Origin of the sequence: Catenibacterium faecis, assembly GCF_014306455.1 — a bacterium.
GTDB classification, from domain to species: domain Bacteria; phylum Bacillota_I; class Bacilli_A; order Erysipelotrichales; family Coprobacillaceae; genus Catenibacterium; species Catenibacterium mitsuoka_A.
Genome location: NZ_JACRWG010000066.1, coordinates 1 through 11,719 on the forward strand (window position 1 = coordinate 1; position 11,719 = coordinate 11,719).

The 11,719-nt window shown below is 37.2% G+C and carries 10 protein-coding genes, 1 tRNA gene, 1 CRISPR repeat array and 1 riboswitch; of the genes, 10 read left to right on the forward strand and 1 reads right to left on the reverse strand.

The genetic code is table 11. The features are described 5' to 3' along the window. Positions 1-124: 124 nt before the first annotated feature. From cas2 to mscL, 6 genes are all read left to right on the forward strand, one after another. Positions 125-406: a CRISPR-associated endonuclease Cas2 gene (cas2, locus tag H8909_RS11375; protein ID WP_369409830.1), complete on the forward strand. Its 282-nt coding sequence runs from the start codon at positions 125-127 to the stop codon at positions 404-406. 158 nt (positions 407-564) lie between these two features. Then, positions 565-4,669: a CRISPR direct-repeat array (repeat unit 33 nt; unit sequence GTCGCACCCCACGATGGGTGCGTGGATTGAAAT). Between the two features lie 199 nt (positions 4,670-4,868). Beyond that, positions 4,869-5,522 (forward strand): HAD family hydrolase, encoded by a 654-nt coding sequence (locus H8909_RS11380; protein ID WP_187012914.1) that lies wholly within the window; start codon positions 4,869-4,871, stop codon positions 5,520-5,522. 64 nt (positions 5,523-5,586) lie between these two features. Then, positions 5,587-6,549, forward strand: a complete 963-nt coding sequence (locus H8909_RS11385) for an SseB family protein (protein ID WP_187012915.1) — start codon at positions 5,587-5,589, stop codon at positions 6,547-6,549. A 13-nt stretch (positions 6,550-6,562) separates the two neighbouring features. After that, positions 6,563-7,528 (forward strand): SseB family protein, encoded by a 966-nt coding sequence (locus H8909_RS11390; protein WP_187012916.1) that lies wholly within the window; start codon positions 6,563-6,565, stop codon positions 7,526-7,528. A gap of 4 nt (positions 7,529-7,532) precedes the next feature. Beyond that, positions 7,533-8,513, forward strand: coding sequence for an SseB family protein (locus H8909_RS11395; protein ID WP_187012917.1), 981 nt, complete (start codon positions 7,533-7,535; stop codon positions 8,511-8,513). Between the two features lie 23 nt (positions 8,514-8,536). Continuing rightward, positions 8,537-8,932 carry a large conductance mechanosensitive channel protein MscL gene (gene mscL / locus H8909_RS11400; RefSeq protein ID WP_187012918.1) on the forward strand — a complete coding sequence of 132 codons (396 nt, stop codon included), beginning with the start codon at positions 8,537-8,539 and terminating at the stop codon, positions 8,930-8,932. Positions 8,933-8,944: 12 nt separating this feature from the next. Here the strand turns inward: mscL and H8909_RS11405 are convergent, their stop codons facing one another. Further along, positions 8,945-9,142, reverse strand: coding sequence for a hypothetical protein (locus H8909_RS11405; protein WP_129980677.1), 198 nt, complete (start codon positions 9,140-9,142; stop codon positions 8,945-8,947). Positions 9,143-9,235: 93 nt separating this feature from the next. Between H8909_RS11405 and H8909_RS11410 the strand changes: the two genes are divergently transcribed. From H8909_RS11410 to H8909_RS11425, 4 genes are all read left to right on the forward strand, one after another. Next, a complete protein-coding gene (locus H8909_RS11410; protein WP_187012919.1) occupies positions 9,236-9,850 on the forward strand; it encodes a hypothetical protein in 615 nt (204 codons plus the stop codon). A gap of 313 nt (positions 9,851-10,163) precedes the next feature. Beyond that, positions 10,164-10,239, forward strand: a tRNA-Thr gene (locus H8909_RS11415). A gap of 61 nt (positions 10,240-10,300) precedes the next feature. Continuing rightward, a riboswitch (M-box (ykoK) riboswitch) is annotated at positions 10,301-10,456 on the forward strand. Positions 10,457-10,767: 311 nt separating this feature from the next. Then, positions 10,768-11,070, forward strand: a complete 303-nt coding sequence (locus H8909_RS11420; protein WP_187012920.1) for a type II toxin-antitoxin system RelB/DinJ family antitoxin — start codon at positions 10,768-10,770, stop codon at positions 11,068-11,070. 1 nt (position 11,071) lies between these two features. Next, positions 11,072-11,386, forward strand: coding sequence for a type II toxin-antitoxin system RelE/ParE family toxin (locus H8909_RS11425; protein ID WP_187012921.1), 315 nt, complete (start codon positions 11,072-11,074; stop codon positions 11,384-11,386). Positions 11,387-11,719 lie beyond the last annotated feature (333 nt).

Here is an 11,719-nt window from a genome sequence, read left to right on the forward strand (position 1 = left end):
TCATATCAAGGCTCATTCAATTGTGGTAAATTCGTGGTAAATTAAATAATTTTCTATACTTCAAAGTGCTTGAAAGTATAGTGTTTATGCGGATAATCGCAAATTAGATATAAAATTTATATTAATTACTTATGATGTTTCTACTGTAGCAAGTGCAGGCAAAACAAGACTCAGAAAAGTAGCAAAAGAATGTGAGAACTGTGGACATAGAGTACAGAATTCAGTATTTGAATGTCAGGCATCAGCTGCAGAGTGGAGAAAGATGAAGGATAAACTTTTAAAGATAGTGAATCTTAAAGAAGATAGTATTAGATTCTATTATTTAGGCGATAAATACGAAAATAAGATAGAACATTATGGATTGAATGCTAGTGTATTTTTTGATAAGGATGATCTCATACTCTAGTGCGAATATATAGTGTACAGAAAAAAGCTAAGTGATTCGCACCGGATTATTTTATTAAATAAGAAATTTTGTTTTTAATTATCATAATTTCATTGAATATGATAATATGAATTTGTCAAAAATAGTGAAATTCAAGTAGAAATTTTGCTATTTTTGCAGTCGCACCCCACGATGGGTGCGTGGATTGAAATCACATATTTGTCACAGCCTTCAACTTTTACATAAGTCGCACCCCACGATGGGTGCGTGGATTGAAATCAGTGTCGCCATTAAGCATTCGTACACGGCTGTGTCGCACCCCACGATGGGTGCGTGGATTGAAATAATGAAGCACTAAAAGAAAATAGAATTGATGTTCGTCGCACCCCACGATGGGTGCGTGGATTGAAATATACAACAGTGCAAAAACAGTATCGTCTTTCTCAAGTCGCACCCCACGATGGGTGCGTGGATTGAAATTATTAAATACCTTTTAGATTTTGTTTCTTTAATCTCGTCGCACCCCACGATGGGTGCGTGGATTGAAATCTTGCTAGAATAGAATTGATTTAAGTTTGTAAAGGTCGCACCCCACGATGGGTGCGTGGATTGAAATAACCTATTACACCAACCTGTTATAATTCCATTTGGTCGCACCCCACGATGGGTGCGTGGATTGAAATACTTCTTAAATCTAAAACTAAACTTGATCGCCCTTTGTCGCACCCCACGATGGGTGCGTGGATTGAAATCTAGTGTTAGATGTAAATCCAAACACTGGCAAAAAAGTCGCACCCCACGATGGGTGCGTGGATTGAAATACATATATAATTTCCTTTGCAATAGTATTGTCAAGTCGCACCCCACGATGGGTGCGTGGATTGAAATCTGATAGAGCTTTTGCAATATTCGTAAGCCTTACGTCGCACCCCACGATGGGTGCGTGGATTGAAATTTGACAAGATCATCCCAGATTTCAGGGATTTCCAAGTCGCACCCCACGATGGGTGCGTGGATTGAAATCCACACCTGCTACAAGAATAATAACCTTGTGCCAGTCGCACCCCACGATGGGTGCGTGGATTGAAATTCAATGTTCTTCCTTTTGGGTCTCCACCAATTACGTCGCACCCCACGATGGGTGCGTGGATTGAAATATTATCCTGAATCACTTTATAAGATCGCATTATTGTCGCACCCCACGATGGGTGCGTGGATTGAAATATTAGCAATCTGATCAATTGGTTTTGGCTGAGGTGTCGCACCCCACGATGGGTGCGTGGATTGAAATTAAAATCTTGCATTGTTTTATTTAAGCATTTTTCAGTCGCACCCCACGATGGGTGCGTGGATTGAAATAGAGTGCTCAAAAGGCGGGTTTACAGTAGCCCAGTCGCACCCCACGATGGGTGCGTGGATTGAAATTATCTTCTTCACCTTGCTGAAGGTTGCCATCTCATTGAGTCGCACCCCACGATGGGTGCGTGGATTGAAATTCTTGCCGATGCTGAGTGCTACACCAAGGAAAGTCGTCGCACCCCACGATGGGTGCGTGGATTGAAATCTCCTAAATGTTTAATTCGCAGTTGAATACTGCCGTCGCACCCCACGATGGGTGCGTGGATTGAAATACGACATGATTATTTATGAGGGTGTCAATTATAAAGGTCGTACCCCACGATGGGTGCGTGGATTGAAATTATGAAATCTGCGGGCAACTCTTCTAAGGGTTTAAGTCGCACCCCACGATGGGTGCGTGGATTGAAATTATTAGGTTTGTACCAATTGAAAAGAGCGCCTTTGGTCGCACCCCACGATGGGTGCGTGGATTGAAATACTAAGACAGACCCAAGCGTTTAAACTGAAATATTGTCGCACCCCACGATGGGTGCGTGGATTGAAATTCATTAGTGAGGTTAAAAGATGCAATGTTAAAAAGGTCGCACCCCACGATGGGTGCGTGGATTGAAATTGCGTTTTATCTTGAAGTATATAAACATGCTTTAGTCGCACCCCACGATGGGTGCGTGGATTGAAATCTAAATTAATCATATTAGGAGATGGAGCACCGTTTGTCGCACCCCACGATGGGTGCGTGGATTGAAATTAAGGAATATTCAGATTTATCGCAAAGACATGATGTCGCACCCCACGATGGGTGCGTGGATTGAAATTCTTTTATAAACGTTGTCTTTCCACTGCATGAATTGTCGCACCCCACGATGGGTGCGTGGATTGAAATTCTTTTACAAACGTTGTCTTTCCACTGCATGAATTGTCGCACCCCACGATGGGTGCGTGGATTGAAATACTTCATCAATATAGATTAGCAATGTATCATCTTGTCGCACCCCACGATGGGTGCGTGGATTGAAATTAAGCATTTAATTTTTTCTTTTAAAGCATTTGTTTCGTCGCACCCCACGATGGGTGCGTGGATTGAAATCCGTTGTTGTTGGTATCTTAAAAATTGCAATGGAGTCGCACCCCACGATGGGTGCGTGGATTGAAATTTTAGTGGTGTATGGAGTGGTATCCAAGGTGTATTGTCGCACCCCACGATGGGTGCGTGGATTGAAATAGGAGAAGATGAGTAAGAAAGTGCCTACGTTCTTGTCGCACCCCACGATGGGTGCGTGGATTGAAATTCATGATGATCTAGTTCGTGATGTCGATGGAATTGTCGTACCCCACGATGGGTGCGTGGATTGAAATATTAATGATCAATGACGCGATTGTGAACCACCCAAGTCGCACCCCACGATGGGTGCGTGGATTGAAATTCCGTCTACCTTTCTTAAAATAAAATCGGCTGAATGTCGCACCCCACGATGGGTGCGTGGATTGAAATTACGCTCCACGCTCTTTTAGTCATTCGCATTTCTTTGTCGCACCCCACGATGGGTGCGTGGATTGAAATTAATAAAACATATGATAATCTGAAATGGGTTGCACTGTCGCACCCCACGATGGGTGCGTGGATTGAAATAATCATCTTACAGAACTTATAACAAATAGGTGCAATGTCGCACCCCACGATGGGTGCGTGGATTGAAATTTCAAAATCAGCAGGAAGTTCTATGAAATCTGCGGGTCGCACCCCACGATGGGTGCGTGGATTGAAATTATCTGGTATCTGTTTGCACAGCTGTCTTGCCTTAGTCGCACCCCACGATGGGTGCGTGGATTGAAATAACCTATCGTAAACACATTAGAACCTATCTTGACCGTCGCACCCCACGATGGGTGCGTGGATTGAAATCATTTATGCTAGCAAACGTTGACAGATTGCTTGTGGAGTCGCACCCCACGATGGGTGCGTGGATTGAAATTTCCGCAATATGATAGTAAAGTTTACCGTTAGGGGTCGCACCCCACGATGGGTGCGTGGATTGAAATCTGTTCAGACACAGTCGCATGATTTAACATTGAGAGTCGCACCCCACGATGGGTGCGTGGATTGAAATACTTATTAGATGATAACCATGAATACTAGTAAATGGTCGCACCCCACGATGGGTGCGTGGATTGAAATTGCTCTTCTGTCATTTCTTATGACCCTCTCTTTCGTCGCACCCCACGATGGGTGCGTGGATTGAAATAGAAGGTTGTATTGAAATTACAATCAATGACAAAAGTCGCACCCCACGATGGGTGCGTGGATTGAAATATCTCATGTCCGATACGAGTAGCAGAAATAGAACCGTCGCACCCCACGATGGGTGCGTGGATTGAAATAGCTGAAGGCATACCGACTTTCAATTTCTGTAGGGTCGCACCCCACGATGGGTGCGTGGATTGAAATTAAGCATTTAATTTTTTCTTTTAAAGCATTTGTTTCGTCGCACCCCACGATGGGTGCGTGGATTGAAATTTTTTGGTGATACAAACCCTTCTACTTGTCTTAAGTCGCACCCCACGATGGGTGCGTGGATTGAAATTCAGAACTATTACAATGTATGTTACGTTGGTGGTCAAGGGTCGCACCCCACGATGGGTGCGTGGATTGAAATCTTTTCATCTTCGTCCATAACAAACCATTTGACGGTCGCACCCCACGAAGGGTGCGTGGATTGAAATGAGACCTACTGTTTAGGAATAAGTTATCAAATCGTTGTCGCACCCCACGATGGGTGCGTGGATTGAAATTGTAAGTAAAACATGGGATTATAAAGGTGATGGAGGTCGCACCCCACGAAGGGTGCGTGGATTGAAATTTCAATAACAATCAAAACATCTGCAATTTCCTCAGTCGCACCCCACGATGGGTGCGTGGATTGAAATCAAAAAGAATACCTGCAGGCATTAAAAAAAGTAAATTAAACGCAAAAAAAGACTTGAATGGGGGAATATTCAAGTCTTTTTTTCTGCTTTTCTTTTCAACCATTATTATAGCACAAACTGTAATCGCTATCAATAATTATTTTACATATACCTAATCTCACTATATAATGATACAGTATTGATATGGAGGATTAATCATATGTTAGAAAATAAGAAGAATGTATTATTTGATATGGACGGACTACTCATTGATAGTGAAGCTTTAGGAATAAAGATGTGGGAAAAGGTATTTGCACAACATAATGAACCATTTAATCCAGAAGCTGCCTATAAATCAATTGGTTCAAACGGTCTAGCCGCTCAAGAAATGTTAGAGAAGATTACGGGAAATAGATACTACTTTACTCGTTTTAGAGAAGATAAGATTGCTGAGACAAGAAAGTACTTAGAAACAAACCCTATGCCAGTAAAAAAAGGTGCGCATGAATTATTAACATATCTAAAAGATAATGGTTATACATTGGTCCTTACTAGTTCTACTTTTGAACCAGATGTACTATTCTCTCTCAAGTCTGCAGGTTTAGACAAGTACTTTGATAAGTTTGTATGTGGTGATCATGTCACTCGTGCTAAACCAAATCCAGAAATATTCAATAAAGCTATAGAACTATACAAGCTTAAGAAAGAAGAAACATTCATTCTAGAAGATTCTAGAAATGGTATTATTGCGGCAGATGCTGCAGGTATAGATGTTATTGGAGTACCTGATTTAGTAGATATTAGTGATATGACACAACCTCATCTACTTTGTATCAAAGAAAACCTTCTGAAAGTACTAGATTTAATAAAATAATTGAAGAATACAAACCTCTTATCATCTCTAACATGGTACAATAGAGAAGGAAGGAGGTTTTTTTATGGATTATAATGGTTTAAGTATTGTATCACCACAACATTATCCTGATGGTAAAGAATGGAATAATCTCTTTAATCTTTGGCTTCAAGATTATGATATCAATACAAATATTACAGAACGTTTTCATTATTTGATATCTCATTCAGATTATCTTGTAATGGTTCAAAGACCATTAAACAATGATAATTCCGATTATGAAATCATTTCTGTATCTAATGAAGATCAACAATCCTATTTACCTGCTTTCACAAATATAAAGGAAATAACAGACTATATAGACCTTCCAGAACCACAAGAAGGTTACCAGGTAGAAGTAATGGTAGCTTCTTATAAACGCCTCTTAGAAGAGATATATATGCGTACAGAAGGGCTAAATGGTTTAGTGATTAATCCTTTCTCACAAAAGCTTATTGCAAATGAGAAACTATTAAATAGTATAGGACACAATACAACAACAGGTATTAATCATCAAGAAGATTTACCAAGTCTTGTGCCAGCTAATTTAAAGTTTAGAAAGAATATGAAGATCTATCATTCTAATGGTAAAGATCCTCATGTAAAAGAGTTATTAAAAGAAAGTGTAGAAGACCTTATGGAGGATGGGGTCTTTGCCTGTCCAGTACTTGTAAATAAGAAAGACTTATATACAAATAAGACAGGAGAACTTGCATTACACACAGGTGCTGATATTTATATCAAACCACTTATGTGTTCTCATGCTGATCCTAATAAACTCTATATTAGTTTATTTACAGGATTAAATGATATTAAAAGAATGAATCTTGATCATGATGAACCAGATATGGAAATGATTATTACATGTCAATCATTTGAATCATACAAGGATGTACTCTTTTCTAGTGATGCATTTTGTGGTATTCTCATTAATCCTTTTACAGATCATCTAGGGTTTTCTAAAGACATGTTAGATGAAATGTTTTATAATAAAGAAACTATCAACTAAGGAGGAAAACAAGTTGAATTACAAACCTTTAAAAGATGCTCAAGCATTTACTACATCAAGATGGACTGACTCCCTTGATGCATGGAAAAAAGCTCAGGATGACAAAGAAGCAGCCTATAAAGCATTCCTTAAGAACCTAACAGAATCACATTATTATGGTTATATGAATCTACCAGAAAGTGGTGAAAATTTAGAATATGATCATTCATTCTTTACTATTTCACCACAGGATGGAAGTAAGAATTTTATTTCTGTTTATACTTCATTAAAAGAATTAAAAAGCAGTCTTGCGAAACCTGAAACATCAATGCCAGGAAGAAAAGTAGAAGCAGTAGAAGTCAACTATGCTTTCCTAGCAAAAGAACTTACACTTGCTGATGGTAATCAAATTGATGGTATTGTGATTAACCCATTTAGTGATGACTATATTCTTACAAGAGAAGAATTAGTACAGATTTCTAAACGTTTATGTAATGGTTTAGGCCATACAGAAGATTTAGGTAACATTACTCCTGCAAATATCTTTATTAAAGAAATTTGGAAGATTTTCCAGAATACTGAAGATGATGATAAGAAAGCAGAAATCTTTAGTCATATGGTGGAAGCATTTGATGATGCTTTATTCGCATTACCTATTATGGTAAGAAAAGAAGATTTAGTAGTAGAAGATGGTAATACATACGTTGCTAGATCAGATGCAGATTTTGCGATTAGAATGTTATCAAGTGAAGATCATGGTGATCAGGCTAATATTGTTCCACTCTTTACATCACAGGAAGATATTGAAACATTAGATGGCTGGAATGCTGAAGATGAAGAAAGAAAATCTATGCTACTAACTGCTGATCTTGTTACTCATCTAGGAGGACTTAATAATGGTGAAGGCTTTGATGCACTCGTTATTAATCCATTCACAGATAATATTGTACTTACAAAAGAAATCCTAACTACAATGGGATTAATAGAAGGGGAGGAGTAAAAGAATGAGTAAACCATTATTAAACACAACACCAGTAGAAACAACTGATAAAGATTGGAAAGAAAGCTGTGGTAAATATGGAGAAGCTTCTTTTACTGCCACTAAACTAGAAGATGATTTAATGCATACATTAAAGGCTTCTACATTCCTTACATATATTTCTGTAGACGATGATGATGAAGATTCATTCTTCTTACAGACAGTATGTGATGATGACGGAGATGAATGGTATGCAATTTATACTACTGTAGAAAATGCACAGAATTCTTCTATTTTAGAAGATTCTGATTTCCCAGATCGTCATAATGTATTAGTAGAAGTAGACTATGAATTCTTATTAAATGAATTGTTTAATACAGGTGATGATGAAATCTATGGTATGGTTATTGATCCAGAAACAGATGCATTTACTCTAGGTAGAGATACATTAAGTAATATGGGTGTTGAAGAAAACAATGGTGTAGATCATCATGAAACAATTGGTCATAGAGTACCAGGTAATATGGAGTTCTCTTGGTTATATGATGAATATATGGAAGCACAAGGTGAAGAAGAAAAAGATAAATTCCAATCACTTATGGAAGATGTAGTTGAACGCTCATGTTTTGCATTAATGACGATTGTGAATAAATCAGATTTAGTTACTTTACCAGATGGTACATATGAATTAAAAAAGGATGCATCTATGATTATTCCTTCATTATCTGCAGAAGATGATGAAGGTAATGAATTAAGCTATTTCCCACTCTTTACATCTAATGAACAGATTGATAAATGGGGCATCAAAGATAATGTTGAATTAAAGGAAGGACAGGTATTAATCAGCGAATGTCGTCCATTTGATCAGCATATTGCTACATTCTTCGGTGCTGGAGAATATGACGCTTTATTAATCAACCCATTTGATCAGGCATTTGTTATCAACAAGGAATTCATCAAGGCTATAAGCGGTCATCAGGAAGAAGACGAAACACCTGCTGCATAAACTGAATATAGGAGAGACACAACATGAAAAAGCTATGGAACGAATTCAAAGAATTCGCATTTAAAGGCAATGTCATTGACATGGCTGTCGGTGTAATTTTAGGTACTGCTATTACTGCTGTTGTCACATCTCTTGTACAGGACATTATTATGCCTGTATTATCTGCAATTATTAAGATTCCATCTGATATTACAGAATTAACTCTTAAGATTAATAATATTAATATCAAGTATGGATCATTCCTTTCTAACCTCATTAACTTCTTATTAATGGCTTTCTGTATCTTTATCTGTATTAAAGCGATTAATAAGGTTGTGAGTTTCCGTAAGAAGGAAGAAGAAAAAGCAGCACCTGCACCAAAGTCAGAAGACATTGTATTATTAGAAGAAATCAGAGATCTTTTGAAAGAAAAAAAATAAGCACCTAAGTGCTTATAATGTAGGATCTTCTAGATCATCATTAAGATAAGTCGTTCTCTTAGACTTATCTTTTTTTATTTGGTCTGTACTAAAAGTGACGGTTTCTTTTGTTTGAGTAGGTGCTGTATTTACAAGATTGACACCTAATGACCATTCTTCTAGTTCTTCCTCTAGAGTATCTGCATCCTTTGCTTTTACTTTAATAGCCATACACTTCACCTCTTTCGAATTAATTATATACATAATGAACTCTTTTTAAAAGCGAATAATAATGTTAAAATATGGGAAAGGAGTGAACTCATTATGATAATAGACTTAAACCAAATCCTATCTACTTTTAATATAGATTACGAAATCGCAAAAGGAAATAATAAACTTGGTGGAGCCTCTTTACCTAAACAGTTTAATCAAGGAGGAGAAATTCAAGGTAATTTTCTCTCACGCGAATTCTCATTAATTTATGATCCTGATAAAATTAAGCCTGAATGGGATAAGGTAGGACATAAGAAATATGGAATGTTATTTGAAGAAGAAAGTCTAGGTGTAATCTATCAGAAAACAGGCTTTACATCTCAATCAGGCTACTTTGTATTAAAGTATGACGGTGTTAAATATAAGATGTATAGAGTTGGATTAGAAACAGGTTACGTATATCCTATCTATGAAGGTTCTAAACTAGTAGCCTGTATTGTGGCAGACAAATCCATCTTCAATGACTTAAACCTCTACCATATTTATGCATTAAACAAGTCATATAGTTATATTTCATCTATATTTGGCTTATATCTAGATGCCTGTATCCAGTTAAAGTATGGTCCCCTAATAACTTCTCCAAACTATATTGCTGGAAAGAGCTTAAGAAAGAAATATGATCCTGCTTTTATTGAAAAAATAAAGGATATGGAAAACAAAGCGTAACAAAAATATTGTTGTTATAGAAAAAGTATGCTAATATGACTGTGGGAGTCGTATTACGATTAGAATAGCTCTTGGAAAGGTCTGAAATAGGGAGTCAGATCTTTTTTTTGTTTTTGTTCATACTTAGTTCATATACTAAGACTATATTAATAACTGTAAAGAGGGCCACTCCCTAATAATAAAAGCGTCCTGTTTACGATTCATAAATAAAACTCCCTTCTAATTGTATTAAATTGTTTTTTTAGAACCACTGGCTCTCCTCCAGTGGTTTTTACTTGTATTAAAATAGAAGAAGACTATACTATACTTAGATGCCGACTTAGCTCAGTAGGTAGAGCAACGCACTCGTAACGCGTAGGTCACAGGTTCGATTCCTGCAGTCGGCACCATTTACTTTATACAAGTTATATATTTTGTCTATTGTAGATGAGTAGTAGGTATTTTACATATATATGAAATCGATAAGTGAGGTTACTTTAGGGATACGGACTGCTGCCGCAAAATGATGGAGACATCATTCGCTGATTTGAACAGTCTATGTTGTTAAGGCATAGACTAATGTAGTTGCATCGCCCATTAGAACTAAAGCCCAAACGGAACATAAGACATAGGACCATATATCCGATTGGGTATATGTTTTTTGTTTGAAAGCTAACTATTGCATAATTATCAGATGGAACAAATGTTTCTTATAGAAAAGTATCCTCATCTGATGTAACTCCAACTGTAGATATCAATATTAAAAAGAGTAAAGAATCAGGTGGAGTCAAACAACAAAAAATACATTTTGTAAAGGAATAAAATGACTAAAATACAAGATTATAGATTCCTCAATTGTAAAGTAGATACATGTGAGTAATAATGTTTGATTTGTAACGACAAAAGCGTTACAATATAAGAAACAAGGAGGTGTGATTATGGGTAAATCAGCAACATTAAACTTAAGAGTAAACCCAGCCGTCAAAGAGAGGGCAGAAAAAGTATTGTCTCAGTTAGGTGTTCCTATGTCAACAGCGATTGATATGTATTTGAATCAAATTTCTCTTACAGGTGGAATTCCATTTTCTGTTTCTTTACCAAAAGCACCAGTATCGATTCATGCAGATGGCATGACAGCAGAAGAAATCCATCAGAAATTGGAAAAAGGTTACAATGATATAGCTGCAGGAAGAGTGCAAAATGCAACGGAAGCGTTCGCAAAATTTAGAGAGAATCATTGATATGAAACACTATACAGTTGAGATTACAAATGAAGCATTGGCTGATATGGAGCAGTTATATAATCATATTGCTTATGTTCTTCAGGCACCGGAAAATGCGATGGATCAATATAACCGGATTGCAGACGCTATTTTGACATTGGATACTATGGCTGAGAGAATCTGTATTATGGAATCAGAGCCGGAAAGAAGCAAAGAGATGAGAAGATTGTTGGTAGACAATTACTCTGTCTTTTTTGTAATCCAGGGAGATAATGTGATTGTAACAGATGTATTATATAGTGCATCAGATATTGAAAGCCGATTAAAAGGTTAGATGATAAAATACTATCTATTCGTTACAGCCCTTTCTCTTGCATAAAAGAAGAATATAACATATAATAAAAACGCAATAATATTCGTCTAGTCGCGGAAATATATTGCGTTTAGACCAGGTGGCAGTTAAACTGGTTCAAAAGTCAAGGACAGAATGTTGACAGTCCCTGCTAAATGAGCATCGCCGTAAGGTGATGCTCATTTTTTTCGCGTCTGCTATCCAGTCTTTTTCCACGACGAAAAGAAGTCCTGATTTTATGGACTTTTCCCGATATATTATTTATGATTTGTCTAATTAGTATAATGCATCAAGATCCTTATAATAGTCCAGTTT

Coding starts and splice junctions, on each gene's coding strand:
- H8909_RS11380 (WP_187012914.1), top strand. CDS start 4,869: ATGTTAGAAAATAAGAAGAATGTATTATTTGATATGGACGGACTACTC.
- H8909_RS11385 (WP_187012915.1), top strand. CDS start 5,587: ATGGATTATAATGGTTTAAGTATTGTATCACCACAACATTATCCTGAT.
- H8909_RS11395 (WP_187012917.1), top strand. CDS start 7,533: ATGAGTAAACCATTATTAAACACAACACCAGTAGAAACAACTGATAAA.
- mscL (WP_187012918.1), top strand. CDS start 8,537: ATGAAAAAGCTATGGAACGAATTCAAAGAATTCGCATTTAAAGGCAAT.
- H8909_RS11405 (WP_129980677.1), bottom strand. CDS start 9,142: ATGGCTATTAAAGTAAAAGCAAAGGATGCAGATACTCTAGAGGAAGAA.
- H8909_RS11410 (WP_187012919.1), top strand. CDS start 9,236: ATGATAATAGACTTAAACCAAATCCTATCTACTTTTAATATAGATTAC.
- H8909_RS11420 (WP_187012920.1), top strand. CDS start 10,768: ATGGGTAAATCAGCAACATTAAACTTAAGAGTAAACCCAGCCGTCAAA.
- H8909_RS11425 (WP_187012921.1), top strand. CDS start 11,072: ATGAAACACTATACAGTTGAGATTACAAATGAAGCATTGGCTGATATG.